This window comes from Saonia sp., from assembly GCF_056326165.1.
Map to the genome: position 1 here is coordinate 97,834 of NZ_JBWFBN010000011.1, position 19,488 is coordinate 117,321.

Here is a 19,488-nt window from a genome sequence, read left to right on the forward strand (position 1 = left end):
TTATATTAAGCGGTTGGTTAAAACTTATTTCTTACATCATCAAAAGTTCCCGTTACGGTAACATCTCCATTTTTGTGAACCGATCCAAAAATATCAACTACGGAATCACTTCCAACAAATTCTAAGGTTGCGCCATCGTTCAGTATTAAGTCACCGTAGATTGTAAGGTTTCCTTCTACTCTAAAGGTAGCTCCCTGGTTTATAACAATATTCTTTCTACTATAATTTCTACCTACAGCCAATGTTCCACTCATCTCAAATAGTCCATCACTGTTCATGTTTACATCGTTCCTTACAGTCCATGATCCACATAACAATAAGCTTCCTCCTATATTGATTCCATTAAGCCTAGTATAACCACTATATGACAATACATCGCCCTGGTTTACATTTAGCCAAGAACTTCCTCTATATCTTTCAGCCCCTTCACATTTAGTCTCTAAGCTTTCATTTGGTTTGTTCATTTTTATAATTTGCAAACCTTCTTTACCAGAAGCTGCAAAAACATAATCGTCTTTAGTTTCCACAAAGTTGATTGAACCATTTAGTTCTACAATACCTACTAAATCTGTATTGTCATTTTGCTCTTCAGAAAGACAAAGTCCAGCTCCTCCGTTAGCCATTAAGACCACATTTTCGTTGACTGCTACTGCATTGGTCACAATATCAGATTGGTCAACACCTTCTGGATTTATCAATATAGGTACATATTCCAAAAATGTCCCTGTAGTATAATCATATACTCCAGCTCCTTTTGCTCCTTCAGATACAATAATTTTATTTCCAGAAAAGTCTATCGTACGCTTTGCTATACCAAAATCAGTATCAATACCTATTTCTCTAATCAAACCATAGCTTTGGTCTAAAATACTAACACCTTTGCTACCATCTAATACAGCAATTTTGTCATCTTTTAGTGCTACTGAACGCAAATCTGCAAATGGAATTTCTTCCAAAATTTCTAGGTCACTTTTATTATAAACAGTTAAAGAACCATCTTTACCACTAGTTACCAATACGGTATTATTAGTAACTTCAACATCTGTACTAACAAAACCTTGGTGAAAACCATAGCTAATATTATTAGTGTCGAACCTTCCATTAACGACAGGTACTTTTGCTAAGAAAGAATTAGATGTTGCTCTTACTGATAAGTCTGCATCTACTCCACCAACGGCATAAACATATCCGTTGTCATATTTTAAAGAATTTATATCTGCATTGCTATAATAAAGTCTGGATGAAACTCTTGGATTATTTGGGTCACTAACATCTATAATATCTAGACCCCCAGCATAAACTGCATTTACAGTGTTATAAGAAACATAAGCAAAGTTTCCTACTACGTGTACATGTGTAGCTGTAAGATTTTCACCGCCACTAAAAGAAGGTGGAGCAACTTGTGCAACCAATGTAAGTGGATAGTCTCCAGCTAATTCTTCCTCACCGGCTTTAGAGAATTTTCCGGTAGCTTTATCTTCTTCAAAAATACTTATTACACCAGCATTGTCAAAAACTATACTATTTTCTAGTACTTGTTCACTAGCTTCTACGCTAACACTAGACTCATCGGTTAAAGGATCGTGAAAAATAGTAGTTTCATCCGAACAGGAAATAATCAACATTGTTACGGCCATCAGCAGTAAAGAAATCTTCTTCATCTTAAAGTAGGTTTAATTAAATATGGCAATAAATATAACGTAGCCCCCAGGTACAGGGCAAAAAAATGTTGTAAACCAGTCTAAAAATGTGGGCTAGAGCCGTTTTTGAAGAAATATTATATTTTTCCCATTTTTTCTAAGGCAAAAAGGATGATGATAGGTACTGCAAGTAAAGCAACCATTAAAGTGTCTGTAACCAGTAGTTCTGGCTTAAAAAGCAAGGTAGTTACATAGCCCCCCATAGCACCGCCAAAATGAGCAGTGTGCCCAATATTTCCCACTTTGTTTTTCATTCCATAAATAGAGTAAAGCAAGTAACCGATACCAATTACGTAGGCAGGTAAAGGAATTGGGATAAACATAATACCTAGTTGCATGTTTGGTTGCAATAAAATTGCGGCATATAAGATTCCCGTTACCGCACCACTTGCTCCTACAGCACTATAATAGGGTTCATCTTTATGGAAAAACAGTGCCAATAAGCTACCCGCCAACAAACTCACTAAATATATAATAGCAAATTTGGTTGGACCGAACCAATTAATGACCACATTGGCAAAAAAATAGAGCGTAAGCATGTTGAACAGCAAATGGGACATATCCACATGCAAAAACCCAGATGTGGCCATGCGTTCCTTTTGCCCAGCTTTTATTGGGCCAATTTCAAACTTATATCTATTAAAAAATAGATTGTCGTTAAAGCCTTTTAAGGAAACAAGTACATTGGCAGCAATAATAGCAATAGTGGCAGCGTGCAAATTCATGATACATTCAAGGTTTGGTCTCAAATATAGCTATATTTGCCCATACTTTTTATTAGAATGCAGCTAGTTATTTACATTTTGGCATATCCACTTTTATGGTTGATTTCCAAATTACCTTTTAAACTTTTATATCTCTTTTCGGACTTTATTTTCTTTTTGGTCTATACTGTTTTTGGCTATAGAAAAAAAGTAGTTTGGAACAATTTAAAATTGGTTTTTCCAGAGAAAACAGAGGCAGAATTAAAAACAATACAGCGACAGTTTTATGGGCATTTGTGCGATACTTTTCTAGAAATGATAAAGCCTATGGGCATGTCTCCCTCAGAAATAAAAAAAAGGTACAACATTGTCAATATTGATGTTTTAAAAGAGATTGAAAAAGAAAAAACAATATTGATTCCCTGTGCGCATTATGCCAATTGGGAATGGAATGTAAGTCTTAGTCTTCATTCCAATGCCAAAGGATACGCCGTGTATCAAAAAGTGGGGAACAAGTATTTTGATAGACTGATAAAAAAAGTGAGAAGCAAATGGAACACAGAACTTATTATACAACAAGAGACCGTAAAAACGGTTCTTAGGAATCAGAAAGAAGGAATAAAAGGGGTTTTTGGCATGGTAAGTGACCAATCGCCACAAATATCGCACACTAAGTATTGGTCAGATTTTATGGGTATTACCGTACCCATCCATACTGGTGTGGAAACCCTAGCCAGAAAGTTTGATTTGGCAGCAGTCTTTTTAAAAGTCACTAAGGTAAAGCGTGGTTTTTACAATGCGGAATTTATTCCAATCACAACATCTGGAAAGAAGACTAAAGAACATGAAATTACGGATGCCTTTCTACGCCTTACAGAACAACAAATAAAAGAAGCGCCGCAATACTATTTATGGACACACAGACGTTGGAAACACAGGGACAAAGTTCCAACAGAGTTTAAGTTTTAAAGCCCAGCTATCTCCTTTATTTCTCCAATAATTCGGTCTGCAAGACCATCCGCTTCTGTTTGACTTGGAGCTTCAGTATAAATACGAATAATAGGCTCTGTGTTGGATTTTCTTAAATGTACCCAATTGTCTTCAAAATCAATCTTTACACCATCTATGGTAGAAACTTCTTCATTTTTATACTTATCGTGCATCGCAACCAAAAGAGCATCAACATCTAGTTCTGGTGTTAACTGAATCTTCTTTTTACTCATAAAATAACTTGGGTAACTAGCCCGTAACTCAGCCACAGTTCCGCCTTTTTCTGCCATTAACATTAAAAATAAAGCAGAACCAACTAAAGAATCTCGTCCATAATGACTTTCTGGATATATAATTCCGCCGTTTCCTTCGCCACCAATAATAGCGTTATTGGCTTTCATTTTTGTGACCACATTCACTTCTCCTACAGCTGCGGCTTCGTAGGTACCACCATGTTTTTGGGAAATATCTCGCAAAGCACGGGAAGAGGATAAATTAGAAACCGTATTTCCTTTTGTTTTACTCAACACATAATCGGCACAGGCTACCAAAGTATATTCCTCGCCAAACATTTCGCCGTCATTACTAATAAAAGCCAGTCTGTCCACATCTGGGTCTACCACAATACCAAAATCTGCTTTTTCCTTAACCACCAACTCACATATATCCCCTAAATGTTCTTTTAAAGGTTCTGGGTTATGTGGAAAGTGTCCTGTTGGGTCGCAATATAACTTAACTACCTCCACTCCTAGTTCTTCCAATAATTTAGGTATAGCAATCCCTCCCGTAGAATTAACACCATCTACCACCACCTTAAACTTAGCAGCCCTAATAGTATCTGCATCAACTAAAGAAAGGTTCAGCACTTCATCAATATGAATATCTATATAAGAATCATTTTTTGTAATGGTACCCAAATCATTCACTTCAGCAAAATCAAAATTTTCCTTTTCTGCCAATTCTAAAATAATGGCCCCTTGGGCAGCATCTAAAAATTCTCCCTTTTCATTCAATAGCTTTAAAGCATTCCATTGTTTAGGATTATGACTGGCAGTAAGAATAATACCTCCATCAGCTTTTTCCAAAGTAACTGCTATTTCAACAGTTGGCGTTGTAGAAAGGCTTAAATCCACCACATCTATCCCAAGTCCAACTAAAGTAGACACTACCAAGTTCTGAATCATTTCCCCAGACAAACGGGCATCCCTTCCTATGACAACCCTAAGTTTCTCTTTCTTGGAATACTCCTTTAACCAAGTTCCATAAGCAGCAGCAAATTTTACAGCATCAATTGGGGTTAAATTGTCATTAGGTTGGCCACCAATGGTGCCACGAATTCCAGAAATAGATTTTATAAGTGTCATAGATTGTTAAAAAGTTTTTGCAAATATACAACGATGTCTTCTCAATGAAATTGCTTCTTTGTAAATTCGGTTTTAAGAAATCCTAATTTCCGCGAATGAACTTCCTGGCGCATATTTATCTTTCTTTTAATGATGATGAGATTACTCTTGGAAACTTTATGGCGGATAGCATTCGTGGCAATAAATACAAACATCTGCCAGAGAAAGTCCAAAAGGGAATTATTCTGCACAGGCACATAGATACTTTTACAGATAAACACCCAACCGTAAGAAAAAGTACCAAAAGACTTCATGAAAATTATGGTCATTACAGCGGCGTAATTGTAGATATTTTCTATGACCACTACTTGGCAAAAAATTGGAAAACCTATTCTGATATTCCTTTGGATGAATTTGTGGAGAATTTTTATGATTTACTTGAAGACAATTATGAAATACTGCCAGACGGAGTAAAGAGAATGATGCCATACATGATTGCGGATAATTGGATTTACAACTATTCCAAAATGGATGGTATATCACGGGTTTTGAACGGTATGAATCGTAGAACCAAGAATAAATCTAAAATGAACTTTGCAATTCTAGATTTAGAAGAACATTACTCGGAATTTGAAGCTGAGTTTACCTCTTTTTTTGAAGAATTAATTATCTTTTCCAAACAAAAATATATATCACTATGCGAAAACTGATTCTCTTACTGACCATCCTTTTATTTATCAACTGTAAAAAACAACCTGCTGAACCTACAGGCTTAGTGGCCGATAAAGCTATGGTGGTATCTGCCAGGGAAGAAGCATCCAATATAGGCTTGGGAATTTTAAAAAAAGGCGGTAATGCTTTTGATGCCATGGTGGCAACAGAAATGGCCCTGAACATAGCCTATCCTTTTGCTGGGAGCATGGGCGGTGGTGGCTTTATGGTATATAGAAAAAGTAATGGTGATGTTGGTAGTATAGACTATAGAGAAAAAGCACCTTTATCTGCCCATAAGGATATGTATTTGGATTCAGTGGGTAATGTTATCCCAGGTAAAAGTACTGTTGGTGCAACGGCAGTTGGTGTGCCAGGTGGTGTTGCTGGGCTTTTAGAGATTCACGAAAAATTTGGGGCCCTACCGCTTAAAGATATATTGGAGCCAGTGATTCAACTTGCCGAAAAAGGGCTGGTAGTAACAGAAAACCAAGCTAGAAGACTGGATTATGCCAGAGAAAAAATTGTTGAGGTCAGTGGTGATAGCACCAAATTCGCCACAAAATTTGTGGCGGGGGATACTATTAAATATCCCGCTTTGGCCAATACATTAAAAACCATAGCCAAAGAGGGGCACGATGGGTTTTACAAAGGAGAAATAGCCCAAAAACTAGCGGCTTTTATACAAGAACATGGTGGTTATGTCACTGAAGAAGATTTGGCTAAATATGAAGCCAAATGGAGACAACCTATCATATTTAATTACAAAGATTTAAGAGTGATTTCCATGAGCCCTCCAAGTAGCGGCGGTGTAACCATGAACCAGATTCTAAAAATGATGGAACCTTATGATGTTTCAGAATTTGGTCATAATTCTGCCAAGACCATTCAGTTATTTACCGAAGCTTCTCGTAGGGCGTATGCTGATAGAAATTACTTTTTAGGTGACCCAGATTTTGTTGATATTCCGTTGGACGTATTATTGAGCCAAAAATATTTAGAAGAACGTATGGAAAATTTCTCTTTTGATACCGCTACAAAATCATCGGATATGGAAAGAGGCAATATTGAGGTGGTAGAAAGTATGGAAACCACTCACTACTCTATTGTGGACCAAGAAGGCAACGCCGTTTCGGTTACCGAAACGCTGAACGGAGCCTATGGTTCCAAACTTTACTGTGATGAGCTTGGTTTTTTCCTTAACAATGAAATGGATGATTTTAGTGCCAAACCAGGCGTACCCAATATGTTTGGGCTTATTGGGGCCGAAGCCAATAGCATTGCAGCAGAAAAACGTATGTTAAGTAGCATGACCCCCACTATTGTAGAAAAAGATGGCAAATTATGGATGGTAGTAGGTACCCCAGGAGGTTCTACCATAATTACTGCTGTGGCGCAGACCATTCTTAACACCTATGAGTTTAACCTAAGCATGCAAGATGCCGTGAATGCTCCTCGTTTTCACCACCAATGGTTACCAGATATGGTCATTTTTGAACCTGAAGGATTTTCTCCAGAACTTAAAGAAGAACTAAAAGGCAAAGGTTATATCATTAATGAAGAACGCACACCTATTATTGGTAAGGTAGATGCAATTCGTGTATTGCCAAACGGTAAATTAGAAGGTGGCGCGGACAAGCGTGGTGATGATACAGCGGTAGGTTTTTAAAATAAAACATTGTCATTCCTGCAAAGGCAGGAATCTACAATATTGAATTGATTCCGCATCAGGTGCGGAATAACAAATATTACGCTTTACTGGTAGCTCCCAATTGCTTTTTTAAATCCTCCATGGATTCTTGTAACTGCTTTAACAGGCCTTTTTCTGTTGTGGCATCTACACCAAAAGTGATTCTACTGTTTACTTGCCATAATTCTTGAATCTGAAAAGGCTTTATTTTATAGGGTGGATAGCTTTCGTTCAAGGAAATTAGAGTAATGTCATTGGATCTTGGTAAACGTTCTATTTTTTTGACCAATACCGCATCTTCCAAAACTACCACATAAATTTTATTGGGACTTACTTCGTCCAAATCATCAACAGCCTTTGCTAATACCCACTCCCCTGGTTTAAGATTGGGTAGCATACTGTCCCCTTCTACCTGAAAACCTCTATAGGTGGCGTTTCTAAATTCTGGAATAGGAAGGTCAAAGGCAGGTAATTGTTTGTACCAGCTGGTGTCCTGTATGTTTTGGGGATACCCAGCAGCAGCTTTGGCATTCACCAAAACCATATTTTCATTATCACTGGTATCTACAGTAACTACTTTAGGAATAACGCTGGTTTTAGATGTTTCCAAATACTGTTGCTCACTGTTTCCATAGAGCCACATAGGGTTTATCTTAAAGCGCTGTAAAAGCTCCGCCACTAATTTACCAGACAATTTGGTCTTACCGCGCTCAATATCTGCGGTGGTATTTTTAATACACAAAAGCGCTGCAAACTCAGCCTGAGTGTACCCAAGTTCTCTGCGTATTTCTATAAAACGTTTTATGGTAAGTTCGTTCTCCACCCTCAAATATACACATTATGGAATAATTCCAAATAAAAAATGGAAAAATTCCTTTTTACACTTATTTTTATGTAGTTTTATATAAGAAATATAGCCGCTACATTAATAAATCGTAGAACAATTAAAAAATGAATGAAGCACATTAAAAAGAGATTCTTAATTCAGGAGAAAAAAGAAAATGTAAAGTTTAACCACAATAAAGCTGAATTAATTAACTTATCAGATGGAAAATCGAACGAGAAGAAATTAGCAGGGAAAAAAAATCTCATCGCATTTCTTCAAACTAAAGATGATTTAATAATTGGGGGGTTTATACATAAGGTTAATGGTAGGAGTTACGTTTTTCCAGTTCCAGACCTAACTCTTATATATTTCAATAACGCTCAAACTAGTCTAAAAACAATCAAAGAACGAAAAGTAATTTTACTCAACAAACTAGATTTAGACGAGCCACTTACCGAACCAGCTCTTAATGAAATATATAATTTCTACGGTATAACGAGTGCATTTATTATATTCCTATTTACGGCAATTGAATCTTATGTTAATCAACTGATTCGAGATGACTTTGTATATGTAGTTGAAGTCTCTAAAAGAACAGAACTTTATGATAAAACTCAAATACAAGAGTTTTTGGATTTCAAAACCAAAATAACCAAAGTTTTAAAAGAGGCAACTGGAAAAAATTTTTTTGGAAAAATAACCCCAACAAATCAAATAATTTGGAAACTGAAAGAATTTCGAGACGATATTGTGCACACAAAACAAGGTTCACAACCATTACATTACGAAGATTTAATAAAATCTTCATTGAACTTTAAATATGATAAGGCATTAATTGCTGTTGCAAAATTCATGAATCACTACAAATCAGATTATATAACTGAATGTGATTGCGGAGTGGACTTCTAAAACGTTTAGAACACAGTTCATAAACAAAACATGCTTCTGACTTAATTAAAAGGTTTGTGTATTTTTATGTTGTCCGCAAAATCATTTGAATTTTTCCTTAGACAAGAAAAAAAACAAAACAGGAAGGCCAAAAAAATGAGTGAATTCTTAGAGTATATAAATAAAATTAATGTTATAGAAGCAGATGCTCTTAAAGAACTCCAAAAGTGCTTTAAGCCCATGCAACTTCGCAAAAATGATTTTTTTGCTCAAGAAGGTGAGTATGCCAAACAAATAGGGTTTCTAAAGGAAGGAATTGTTAGAGCTTTTTTCTTGAATCAAAAAGGAAAAGAGTATAACAAGCAATTTTTTGTTGCTCCCTCAATCATTGGTGCATACACTTCCTTACTCACCAAACAACCAAACAAAATAGCGCAACAAGCCTTAACTGATTGTGAAATTCTTATTGCCGATTACAAGGATGTAGAAAAACTGTATGATAAATTTCATGATTTAGAAAGACTGGGCAGAAAGATTGCAGAATTTTATTTTTTGGAGAAAGAACAAAAGGAGATTGAAATGGCTCTATTGGATGCGGACAAAAGATATTTAATTATGAGAGAAAAATTTCCTGCAATAGAGTTAATTGTTCCGCAATACCATATAGCTTCTTATTTGGGTATTTCTCCTACTCAATTGAGCAGAATTCGAAGAAAATTCAAAGAATCCTAATTTCTTTACATATGTAAATGTAAGAACATAAAGAAACCTTGAAATTTGGACTAAAATCAAATGATTAATATATGAATCGTATTTTAGTTTTCTTTTTAATTGCATTTTTTTCTGTTTTTTTAGGAAGTCAAATTACTGAAGGTTGCTTGCTAGTTCCATATTGGAAAACGTTGTCTCCTACTAAGTTTTACCAATACTACTCTCAATTTGGGCAAGCAATAGGAAGGTTTTATACGGTTCTAACTATTTTCGCTGCAGCTATACCGATAACTACTAGTTTGTATTGCATTTTTAAGAAGTCCGGAGCGTTAAAATATTCTCTTATAGCCTCATTTTTTGCTTTTTTATTTATAGCCTCATTTTACATTTATTTTAAAGACACCAATCAGCAATTTTATGACGCGGTTCTTAATACCAATCAATTAAAATCTGAATTGGAAACTTGGGAATATTGGCATTGGAGCAGAGTACTTATGGAATTTATAGCTTTAATTTTCCTAATTCTAACTTTTAATATTTTATCAAGTAAAAGCACTCAATAATATTTTATAAAACAATTTAAAACATTACATAATAATGAAATATTTATGCATACTTTTTCTAATGACTATAAGCATTACAACTAATGGACAAAGTATTATTGGACAGTGGGAAACATACGATGACAAAACCAAAGAACAAAAAGCAGTCATTGAAATTTATAAAGAAAACAACCTCTATTTCGCCAAAATAGTTAAGAGTTATGTTGGAGAAAAAAATGCCCTCTGTGAAACTTGTAAAGGAACAAAAAAAGGCCAACCAATAATTGGTTTAGTTATTATTGAAAACATTAAAAAGAATGGAACTGAGTTTAATGGTGGCTCTATTCTAGACCCAGAAAATGGAGAAACTTATAAGTGTTATTTAAAGCTTATAAATAATGATAAATTGAAAGTAAGAGGTTATCTTGGGTTTTCACTTTTTGGAAGAACTCAATATTGGATTAGGAAAGAATAAAATAGCTAAATTGCTATATTAAACAACTAATTGTTAGAAACAATGGAGATAAGGTTAAACTGCGAAAACTGTGACAAAGCGTTACCCAACGATAGTGATGAGGCCATGATATGTACATTGGACTGCACTTTTTGTAAGAACTGCGTAGATACCGTTTTAAAAAATGTTTGCCCAAACTGTGGGGGTGGTTTTGAAAAAAGACCATCAAGACCCAAGCTCTATTTAGAAAAATATCCTCCAAGAAAGGATAAAGTTTTAAAACCCGTAATTAAAAATAAATTCTTAGAGGAAAATATAAACGTAGATCCAAGAAAAAGATAAATTATGTACTAAATTTTACAATCTATCTTCATAATTCAACAATTGAGAGCTAAATAATACTTAATTCCTTAGAAAAGTTAGAATTTTGGGTTTGATAATCAACTACATGGGCATATTCATCAAAAGTGTACCCTCCTAAAAATTTAACTTTATGGCAAAGAAACAAACAAAACGAATCCTAAGAATAATATTTATTCTTGCAAGCATAAGCTCCCTGTTCTTTGTACCATGGATTTTAGTAAAAGCTTGGATATTACCATTGCCCAATACCGTTCAAGAACAATTAAATGAAGGAATTGACCATGGATTTGATGGAATGATTGTTTATGTGGATGAAGCTGGCAAACCACCAGCATTTTACGCAGCTGGTTGGCATGACCGTGAAAATAAAATACCTGCTGACCCAAAGGCCTTGTTCAAGATTGCCAGTATCACCAAGTTATATGTGGCCGTGGCTACAGCAAAGTTAGTCAAAGCCGAACGATTATCATTAGATAAGACACTTGCTGAATACTTCCCAGAACTTGCCGGAAGAATTGAAAATTCCAACAAAATCACCTTGAGAATGATGGTTCAGCATCGGAGTGGTATACCCAATTTCGTGGACCATCCTGATTATTGGAAAAATCCACCAAAGAACAAACAAGAAACACTAGATTACGCACTGGATTTACCAGCGGACTTTGAACCTGGCGAGGATTATGGCTATTCCAACACCAATTATATGTTGATTTCTGACCTCATTGATAAAGTGTTGGGATATGGCCATCAAAAATATATTAAGGAGGAAATCTTGGTGCCACTTGGGTTAAAAAATACGTTTGGTTCGCTTAGTGAAGTAAATATAGACGATATCATGAGTGGTTATTATGTTGGCGTTGAGAAGGATTTTAAGACCGACAATACTGGTTTAATGCTAGCTACAGCAGAGGATGTAGGCATATTCTTGAGGGCATTGAATGATGGCTCAGTCTTTAAAGAAGGGGAACAAGAAATCTATTCCTCCATTTACGTTTATAAACATACGGGGCTGCTTGTGGGCTATCAGAGTTTTGCAGAATACCATGAAGATATTGATACAGTTGTAATTCAATTTAATAATACCTCTAACTTTGATGGATACGACTGGAATTTGGCAGAAATCATTTATAGTCGTATTTTAAAAATAGTTAAAAGCAAAAAAAGCTCATAAAACTAAGTTAAAAACATAGCATTGTAGAATGCTCAAGAACTATGAATAACAATACCAACTTAGCCGTACTTATAGACGGTGACAACATTCCATCTGCCCATGTAAAGGAAATGATGGAAGAAATTGCCAAGTATGGCAACCCAACAATTAAGCGAATTTATGGTGATTGGACCAAACCCAATCTAACCAAATGGAAAAACCTTTTGTTGGAAAACGCCATAACTCCCATTCAACAATACGGATATACCACGGGCAAGAATGCGACTGACTCCGCCATGATCATAGACGCCATGGATATTCTTTACAGTGGTAAAGTCAACGGTTTTTGCTTAGTTTCCAGTGATAGTGATTTTACCCGTTTAGCCACAAGATTAAGAGAAGCTGGAATGCAGGTAATTGGTATTGGAGAAAAGAAAACCCCCAATCCTTTCATTGTTGCCTGTGATAAATTTGTGTATATAGAAATTCTAAAAAACCAATCTGAAAAGAAAAATGATGATGACAAAGATTCGGCCAAAACCAATGTGGATATCATAAGCCGAAGGGAAATTAATTTAATTGCCACCACCATTTCCGACCTTTCGGACGAGGAAGGATGGGCTTTCCTTGGTGACGTTGGTAGTCTTTTGCAAAAAAAGCAACCTAATTTTGATTCTAGAAATTATGGCTTTGAAAAACTTACCCCTTTGATTAAATCCATTGGTAACTTTGAGTTAGAACAACGAGAAAATCCTAAAAGCAGGCACAAATTAATTTTTGTAAAAAACAAAGAAAGGCATACAGCAAAACATAAATAACTTTCCTCTTCATTTAACAAAATAGAAAAGAACCCTGCTTCCTTTTTAGGGGTCAAAATCGTAACTTTGCAACTTTGCAAAATTTAAATGGTAAACTACGAGGAAAACATAGAGGTTAAAGGTGCCAGAGTACATAACCTTAAAAACATAGACGTAACCATTCCTAGGGAAAAACTGGTGGTCATCACTGGGCTCTCAGGAAGTGGTAAGTCTTCTTTGGCCTTTGATACCATATATGCAGAAGGTCAGCGTAGGTATATAGAGACTTTTTCTGCCTATGCTAGACAATTTTTGGGTGGGTTAGAGCGCCCAGATGTGGATAAAATAGACGGCCTCTCCCCTGTTATTGCCATTGAGCAAAAAACCACCTCCAAGTCACCTCGTTCTACCGTGGGTACCATCACCGAAGTATATGATTTTCTTAGACTCCTGTTTGCAAGAGCAGCCGATGCCTATAGTTACAATACGGGAAAAAAAATGGTGAGCTACAGTGATGAGCAAATTAAGGAGCTCATTAAAAAAGACTATCAGGATAAAAAAATAAACATTCTTTCCCCTATTATAAAATCCAGAAAAGGACACTATAGGGAGTTGTTTGAACAAATTGGAAAGCAAGGCTTTGTAAAAGTGAGGGTTGATAGTGAGGTTATGGACATTGTAAAGGGCATGAAAGTAGACCGTTACAAAACACATGATATAGAAATTGTGATAGACCGCTTAAAGGTTGTAGACAGCCCAGAAATGGACAAACGCCTTACGGAAACCATCAATACGGCCATGTACAGTGGAGAAAATGTGCTTATGGTCTTAGAGGAAGGGCAAAAAGTGGCTCGCTATTTTAGTCGAGATTTAATGTGCCCCACCACAGGTATATCTTACCCTATGCCAGAGCCCAACACTTTTTCCTTTAACTCTCCCAAGGGCATGTGCTCAAATTGTAACGGATTGGGTCATGTATACCAAGTAAACGAAAACAAGATTTTCCCAGATAAAAAACTATCTATAACAGATGGCGGTATTGCTCCATTGGGGGAATACAAAAAATCATGGGCTTTTAAACAAATAGAGACTATTGCACAGCGTTACGAATTTGAATTAACCAATCCTATTTCTAAAATCCCGCAAGAAGCTTTGGATGTTATTCTCCATGGTGGTAACGATAGTTTTGAGGTGGATTCCAAAACCCTTGGGGTAAAAAGACAGTATAAGATTGATTATGAGGGGATTTCCAATTTTATAAAAAATCAGTTTAAGCAGGCAGACTCAACCTCTATTAAACGCTGGGCAAAAGAATACATGGACAAAACGGAATGTCCTACTTGTAACTGCTCTCGATTAAAAATTGAATCTCTCTATTTTAAAATTGATGATAAGAACATAGCCGACCTATCCAATATGGATATTGTTGAGTTGGCAGGTTTTTTTAAAGGTCTTGAAAAGAAATTGGATGGCAACCAATTAAAAATTGCTGAAGAAATCATTAAAGAAATAAAGACTCGCGTTCAGTTTTTATTAGATGTAGGCTTGGATTACCTTTCTTTGGGAAGAAGTTCCAAATCGCTATCGGGTGGTGAGGCACAACGTATCAGATTGGCAACACAAATTGGTTCTCAATTAGTAGGTGTGCTTTATATTTTAGATGAACCGAGCATTGGTCTACATCAAAGAGACAATGAACGATTGATAAAATCGCTTCTCTCATTACGAGATATTGGGAATTCTGTCATTGTAGTGGAGCACGACAAGGATATGATAGAACATGCAGACCATGTCATTGATATAGGTCCAAAAGCTGGTAAACATGGTGGTGAGATTATATCCGAAGGTAAGCCTGAAGATTTAAAAAATTACAATACACTTACTGCTGATTATATCACTGGCAAAAAACAGATTGTTGTTCCAAAAAAACGTAGGAAAGGAAATGGAAAATCCATAGTTCTATCTAAATGTACCGGGAACAATCTAAAGAATATTACAGTTGAACTTCCTTTGGGAAAAATGATTGGGATCACAGGTGTTTCGGGCAGTGGTAAATCCACACTTATCAATGAAACCCTTTATCCTATTATGAACGCCCACTATTTTAATGGTGTTAAAAAGCCCATGCCATACGGTAAAATTACAGGGCTAGAGCATATAGACAAGGTCATAGACATTAACCAATCACCTATTGGTAGAACACCCCGTTCTAACCCTGCAACCTATACAGGTGTTTTTAGTGAAATCAGGACTTTGTTCACCAAAACACCGGAAGCGGCCATACGGGGTTATAAACCAGGCAGGTTCAGTTTCAATGTAAAAGGAGGTCGGTGTGAAACTTGTCAAGGTGGCGGTTTAAAAGTTATAGAAATGAACTTTTTACCCGATGTCTATGTAGAATGTGAAACTTGTTACGGAAAACGATTCAATAGGGAAACTCTGGAAATTAGGTATAAAGGTAAATCCATTTCAGATGTATTAGAAATGACCATTAATGAAGCGGTACCATTTTTTGAAAACATTCCTAAAATCTACAGAAAACTAAAGACCATACAGGATGTAGGCTTGGGTTATATTTCGTTGGGCCAGCAATCCACCACCCTATCTGGTGGTGAAGCTCAGCGAATTAAATTAGCAACTGAACTTTCCAAACGAGATACCGGAAATACTTTTTATATCTTGGACGAACCAACTACAGGACTTCATTTTGAGGATATTAGAGTTCTAATGGAAGTCTTGGACAGATTGGTGAACAAAGGAAATACGGTTTTGGTCATAGAACATAATATGGACGTCATAAAGATCGTTGACCATATTATCGATATAGGTTATGAAGGTGGCCGTGGCGGTGGAATGATTGTGGCCCAAGGTACTCCTGAACAAGTAGCTAAGGATAAGAAAAGCTATACGGCAAGATTTTTGAAGAAAGAATTAAACATAAAGCAACCTGTAGCACTTAATTAATATACACAAATTGGTAATTGTAGATTGATTATTGTTAATTGCAAATTGATACTGAAATTATATGAGAAAAGAACAGCACCATAAAGGTTGGAACGAAATAAAGACCAATGATTCTTGGGCCCTTTTTAAAATTATGGGCGAGTTTGTCAATGGTTTTGAAAGGATGAGCCTTATAGGTCCTTGTGTATCCATTTTTGGTTCAGCACGCACCAAGGAAAATGAAGAATATTATAAATTGACCGTGGAAATTGCCAAAAGTGTTTCAGAAGCAGGCTATGGTATAATTACAGGTGGAGGCCCAGGTATTATGGAGGCTGGTAACAAAGGAGCAAGTTCGGCAGGCGGTACTTCTGTGGGTTTAAATATAGATTTACCGTTTGAACAGCATAATAATCCCTATATAGATGATGATAAGAGTTTGGATTTTGATTACTTTTTTGTTAGAAAGGTAATGTTTGTGAAATATTCCCAAGGATTTGTGGTAATGCCCGGAGGTTTTGGAACATTGGATGAGCTTTTTGAAGCTATTACATTAATACAGACAAATAAAATTGCAAAATTCCCAATCATTTTGGTAGGTACTAAGTTTTGGGAAGGGTTATGGGGTTGGATTAAAGGAACTATGATAGATGCTGGCAACATAAGCCCTACAGATTTAGATTTGGTACAAATTGTTGATACAAAAGAAGAAGTTGTAGAAGTTATTGATGCTTTTTACAAAGGGCATATACTCAGTCCAAATTTTTAATTGATGCCAAAAAAAAATCATCTAAATACTGCTTGGATATTTTTTATTGCACTCTGCTTTTTATGTGGAAATAGCATTCTTGCCCAACACACAAATACACTTACCGCCACATTAGATGGTGAAACAAAAGTCATAGATATTCAACAACAATTTGTTTATCAAAATGATTCCAAAGACACTTTAAACACAATTTATTTTAATGATTGGGCGCATGCCTATGCGAACAAACACACAGCGTTGGCTAAAAGATTTGGTGAGGAGTTTAAAAAAAGTTTGCACCTAGCAAAAGAAGATGAAAGGGGTTCTACAGAGATTGTAAGTATTGTGGCGAGCGGATATCAAGGGCTGCAATGGAAGCGAATGCCCGGACATGATATTATAAAAATTGATTTAAACAAACCATTACTTCCAGGAGCATCTACGAGCATGTTCTTAACGTATGCCGTAAAGCTTCCTCCAAATAAATATACCCCATACGGATATAATAGCCAGCAAGGATATTATTTAAAAGATTGGTATTTGTCGCCAGCTGTTTACGACGGAGTGTGGCATTTATATTCCAATAAAAACCTTGAAGATCTCTATACAAGTACAACCAATACAAAAATAAATTTTATTTACCCTGCCAAACTATATTTGACATCAAATTTTAAGGAAAGTTACAGTTCTGAATTTCCAAACGGACAACAAACATCTCTGGAGGGGATCAATCAAAAAAATTGTGAAATTATTTTAAGTCCAATCAATACCTTTACTAAACATAAGACCCACTCTCTAAATATTGTATCTAACCTAAACTCCCATAAATACGATAAAATATCACAAAGTATTTCAATTGACAAAGTGGCCAAGTACATTACAGAAAAATTAGGTGCTTTCCCCCACTCTCAACTATTGGTTAGTCAAATTGACTACAACAAAGACCCACTTTATGGCATTAATCAACTACCCTCCTTTATTCGGCCTTATGAGGAGCAGTTTCAGTTTGAAATGAAGTTTTTAAAGACTGCATTGAATAGTTACATAAAAGAAACTATCTATTTAGATCCAAGAAAAGAAAAATGGGTATCTGATGCTATCGTCAACTATTTAATGATTTATTATGTTGAAGAAAATTATCCCGACTATAAGTTATTAGGGAAATTATCTAAGATGTGGGGGTTTAGAAGTTTTCAATTGGCAAAAATGGATTTTAATGAGCAATATCCATTTCTATACATGTTATCAGCGAGGAAAAATCTAAACCAATCGCTCACAACACCTAATGATTCCTTAATTAAATTCAATCAAAAAATTGCCAATAGATACAAAGCTGGATTAGGTCTTGCATATTTGTCTGAATATATTGGAAAAGGTGAAATAGACAATGGTATAAAAATATTTTATCAGAACTATCAACTTAGGGAGGTAGATCCATTGGATTTTAAGTATTTATTGGAAAGTTCCACCAATAAAAATATTGATTGGTTTTTTCATGAATATGTATCTACCAATGATAGGATAGATTTTAAAATTAAAAAAATCAATAAAGAAGAGGATTCTGTTCAAGTCCTTATAAAAAATAAAACAGGCACTAATGTTCCTATTTCACTCTTTGGGCTCAAAAAGGACTCTGTTGTTTCCAAACATTGGTTTTCTAACATTGCTACACAAAAAACATTTACCATTCCAAGGAATGAAGCTGATAGATTGGTGTTAAATTATGACCAAAAAATACCAGAATTCAACCAAAGAGATAACTGGAAGACAATGAACGGTTTCTTTTCCAGTAATAAGAAGTTAAAGTTTCAGTTTTTTAAAGATGCGGAAGATCCAAATTATACGCAGATTTTTTATGTTCCGGTAGCTAGTTTTAATGTCTATGATGGTCTTACTCCTGGCATGAGAATACATAACAAAACTTTGTTGGAAAGACCATTTGTCTTTGATTTTTCACCCTCCTACTCTTTTGGAGAAAAAGCCTTTGTGGGGTATGGTAGGTTTACTTATCGTAAGTATCATGGAAAAAGCGGACTGTATGTGTCTAACTACTCTTTTGGAGGGTCCACATTCCACTTTCAAACCAATTCAAGATATTCAACACTTACTCCTTCCGTTTCGTTTGGCTGGCGCCCAGATGACTTAATTTCCAACAAAAAGCAGTTTTTGTCATTTAGATATATTAATGTCTTTAGAACTATAGATGAAAGCCTTGGGGATTTAGAGACAGAACCGGATTATAGTGTGCTAAATGCACGGTATATTAATACGAATAGAGGTATTATTGATTATTCTTCTTGGTTTATAGATGCACAGCAATCCAGCGATTTTACAAAACTGGTATTCAATATGGAATATAGGAAGTTGTTTGAAAACAACAGACAATTTAACTTTCGTTTTTTTGCTGGAAAATTTTTAAGAAACAGAACCGACCCAAATACCACCTTTTTTAGTTTTGCCTTGGACAGGCCTACAGATTATCTTTTTGATTATAATTATTTAGGAAGGTCCGAAGATTCTGGAATCTACAGTCAGCAGATTATTATTGCTGAAGGTGGTTTTAAATCTAAGTTGGATAATCCATATGCCAATGATTGGATGACAACCGCAAATGCTAGTTTTAATCTTTGGAAATGGATAGAATTATATGGTGATGCAGGTTTTTTAAAGAACATAGGGCAAAATACTCGTTTTGTTTATGACTCTGGTATTCGTCTAAATTTGGTTACGGATTATTTTGAACTGTATTTACCTTTATACTCCAACAATGGCTGGGAGGTTTCCCAACCACATTACAATGAAAAAATCCGATTCATTGTAACTCTAAGTCCAAAAACCCTGACAGGTCTTTTTACAAGAAAGTGGTTTTAATTTGGTTTAAACAAACTGCCATACGCACCGTATATTAATTGCAAAAAACAGATGGTT

General features: G+C 35.6%; 17 protein-coding genes. 13 read left to right on the plus strand and 4 right to left on the minus strand.

Annotation, left to right across the window (positions count from 1 at the left end; genetic code table 11):
* Positions 1-17: 17 nt before the first annotated feature.
* Together AC000W_RS11125 and AC000W_RS11130 are read right to left on the minus strand one after the other, a co-directional pair.
* On the minus strand, positions 18-1,661 hold the full coding sequence (locus AC000W_RS11125) for an LVIVD repeat-containing protein (RefSeq protein WP_474748336.1): 1,644 nt from the start codon (positions 1,659-1,661) through the stop codon (positions 18-20).
* A 116-nt stretch (positions 1,662-1,777) separates the two neighbouring features.
* Positions 1,778-2,425, minus strand: coding sequence for a rhomboid family intramembrane serine protease (locus AC000W_RS11130; protein WP_474748337.1), 648 nt, complete (start codon positions 2,423-2,425; stop codon positions 1,778-1,780).
* A gap of 57 nt (positions 2,426-2,482) precedes the next feature.
* Here AC000W_RS11130 and AC000W_RS11135 point away from each other — a divergent pair, with 57 nt between their 5' ends.
* On the plus strand, positions 2,483-3,373 hold the full coding sequence (locus tag AC000W_RS11135; protein WP_474748339.1) for a lysophospholipid acyltransferase family protein: 891 nt from the start codon (positions 2,483-2,485) through the stop codon (positions 3,371-3,373).
* Here the strand turns inward: AC000W_RS11135 and glmM are convergent.
* Positions 3,370-4,758, minus strand: a complete 1,389-nt coding sequence (gene glmM, locus AC000W_RS11140) for a phosphoglucosamine mutase (RefSeq protein ID WP_474748341.1) — start codon at positions 4,756-4,758, stop codon at positions 3,370-3,372. The two genes, AC000W_RS11135 and glmM, sit on opposite strands and share 4 nt — an antisense overlap.
* Before the next feature lie 95 nt (positions 4,759-4,853).
* Here glmM and AC000W_RS11145 point away from each other — a divergent pair, with 95 nt between their 5' ends.
* Entirely contained in the window at positions 4,854-5,447 is a 594-nt protein-coding gene (locus AC000W_RS11145) for an acyl carrier protein phosphodiesterase (RefSeq protein ID WP_474748342.1), read from the plus strand.
* Positions 5,435-7,117 carry a gamma-glutamyltransferase gene (ggt, locus tag AC000W_RS11150; protein WP_474748343.1) on the plus strand — a complete coding sequence of 561 codons (1,683 nt, stop codon included), beginning with the start codon at positions 5,435-5,437 and terminating at the stop codon, positions 7,115-7,117. Before AC000W_RS11145 ends, ggt begins: the two co-directional genes overlap by 13 nt.
* A gap of 79 nt (positions 7,118-7,196) precedes the next feature.
* Here ggt and AC000W_RS11155 read toward each other — a convergent pair whose 3' ends face one another.
* Positions 7,197-7,961, minus strand: a complete 765-nt coding sequence (locus AC000W_RS11155; RefSeq protein ID WP_474748374.1) for a LexA family transcriptional regulator — start codon at positions 7,959-7,961, stop codon at positions 7,197-7,199.
* A 132-nt stretch (positions 7,962-8,093) separates the two neighbouring features.
* Here AC000W_RS11155 and AC000W_RS11160 point away from each other — a divergent pair, with 132 nt between their 5' ends.
* The 10 genes from AC000W_RS11160 (at position 8,094) to AC000W_RS11205 (ending at position 19,431) form a co-directional block, all read left to right on the plus strand.
* A complete protein-coding gene (locus tag AC000W_RS11160; RefSeq protein ID WP_474748345.1) occupies positions 8,094-8,873 on the plus strand; it encodes a hypothetical protein in 780 nt (259 codons plus the stop codon).
* 135 nt (positions 8,874-9,008) lie between these two features.
* Positions 9,009-9,584, plus strand: coding sequence for a Crp/Fnr family transcriptional regulator (locus AC000W_RS11165; protein WP_474748346.1), 576 nt, complete (start codon positions 9,009-9,011; stop codon positions 9,582-9,584).
* A gap of 71 nt (positions 9,585-9,655) precedes the next feature.
* Complete coding sequence (locus AC000W_RS11170; protein WP_474748347.1) at positions 9,656-10,126, plus strand: hypothetical protein; 471 nt, start codon at positions 9,656-9,658, stop codon at positions 10,124-10,126.
* Between the two features lie 61 nt (positions 10,127-10,187).
* Positions 10,188-10,580 carry a DUF2147 domain-containing protein gene (locus AC000W_RS11175; protein WP_474748349.1) on the plus strand — a complete coding sequence of 131 codons (393 nt, stop codon included), beginning with the start codon at positions 10,188-10,190 and terminating at the stop codon, positions 10,578-10,580.
* Between the two features lie 42 nt (positions 10,581-10,622).
* Entirely contained in the window at positions 10,623-10,901 is a 279-nt protein-coding gene (locus AC000W_RS11180) for a DUF1272 domain-containing protein (protein WP_474748350.1), read from the plus strand.
* Positions 10,902-11,052: 151 nt separating this feature from the next.
* Positions 11,053-12,093 carry a serine hydrolase domain-containing protein gene (locus AC000W_RS11185; protein WP_474748352.1) on the plus strand — a complete coding sequence of 347 codons (1,041 nt, stop codon included), beginning with the start codon at positions 11,053-11,055 and terminating at the stop codon, positions 12,091-12,093.
* Between the two features lie 41 nt (positions 12,094-12,134).
* Positions 12,135-12,890 (plus strand): NYN domain-containing protein, encoded by a 756-nt coding sequence (locus tag AC000W_RS11190; RefSeq protein ID WP_474748353.1) that lies wholly within the window; start codon positions 12,135-12,137, stop codon positions 12,888-12,890.
* 87 nt (positions 12,891-12,977) lie between these two features.
* A complete protein-coding gene (uvrA, locus tag AC000W_RS11195; RefSeq protein WP_474748355.1) occupies positions 12,978-15,833 on the plus strand; it encodes an excinuclease ABC subunit UvrA in 2,856 nt (951 codons plus the stop codon).
* Positions 15,834-15,894: 61 nt separating this feature from the next.
* Entirely contained in the window at positions 15,895-16,581 is a 687-nt protein-coding gene (locus AC000W_RS11200; protein WP_474748356.1) for an LOG family protein, read from the plus strand.
* 3 nt (positions 16,582-16,584) lie between these two features.
* On the plus strand, positions 16,585-19,431 hold the full coding sequence (locus AC000W_RS11205; protein WP_474748358.1) for a gluzincin family metallopeptidase: 2,847 nt from the start codon (positions 16,585-16,587) through the stop codon (positions 19,429-19,431).
* Positions 19,432-19,488: the final 57 nt, after the last annotated feature.

Bases quoted from the DNA above. Each gene is read 5' to 3' on its own strand.
- AC000W_RS11125 (WP_474748336.1), bottom strand. From the start codon at position 1,661: ATGAAGAAGATTTCTTTACTGCTGATGGCCGTAACAATGTTGATTATT.
- AC000W_RS11130 (WP_474748337.1), bottom strand. From the start codon at position 2,425: ATGAATTTGCACGCTGCCACTATTGCTATTATTGCTGCCAATGTACTT.
- AC000W_RS11135 (WP_474748339.1), top strand. From the start codon at position 2,483: ATGCAGCTAGTTATTTACATTTTGGCATATCCACTTTTATGGTTGATT.
- glmM (WP_474748341.1), bottom strand. From the start codon at position 4,758: ATGACACTTATAAAATCTATTTCTGGAATTCGTGGCACCATTGGTGGC.
- AC000W_RS11145 (WP_474748342.1), top strand. From the start codon at position 4,854: ATGAACTTCCTGGCGCATATTTATCTTTCTTTTAATGATGATGAGATT.
- ggt (WP_474748343.1), top strand. From the start codon at position 5,435: ATGCGAAAACTGATTCTCTTACTGACCATCCTTTTATTTATCAACTGT.
- AC000W_RS11160 (WP_474748345.1), top strand. From the start codon at position 8,094: ATGAAGCACATTAAAAAGAGATTCTTAATTCAGGAGAAAAAAGAAAAT.
- AC000W_RS11165 (WP_474748346.1), top strand. From the start codon at position 9,009: ATGAGTGAATTCTTAGAGTATATAAATAAAATTAATGTTATAGAAGCA.
- AC000W_RS11170 (WP_474748347.1), top strand. From the start codon at position 9,656: ATGAATCGTATTTTAGTTTTCTTTTTAATTGCATTTTTTTCTGTTTTT.
- AC000W_RS11175 (WP_474748349.1), top strand. From the start codon at position 10,188: ATGACTATAAGCATTACAACTAATGGACAAAGTATTATTGGACAGTGG.
- AC000W_RS11180 (WP_474748350.1), top strand. From the start codon at position 10,623: ATGGAGATAAGGTTAAACTGCGAAAACTGTGACAAAGCGTTACCCAAC.
- AC000W_RS11185 (WP_474748352.1), top strand. From the start codon at position 11,053: ATGGCAAAGAAACAAACAAAACGAATCCTAAGAATAATATTTATTCTT.
- AC000W_RS11190 (WP_474748353.1), top strand. From the start codon at position 12,135: ATGAATAACAATACCAACTTAGCCGTACTTATAGACGGTGACAACATT.
- uvrA (WP_474748355.1), top strand. From the start codon at position 12,978: ATGGTAAACTACGAGGAAAACATAGAGGTTAAAGGTGCCAGAGTACAT.
- AC000W_RS11200 (WP_474748356.1), top strand. From the start codon at position 15,895: ATGAGAAAAGAACAGCACCATAAAGGTTGGAACGAAATAAAGACCAAT.
- AC000W_RS11205 (WP_474748358.1), top strand. From the start codon at position 16,585: ATGCCAAAAAAAAATCATCTAAATACTGCTTGGATATTTTTTATTGCA.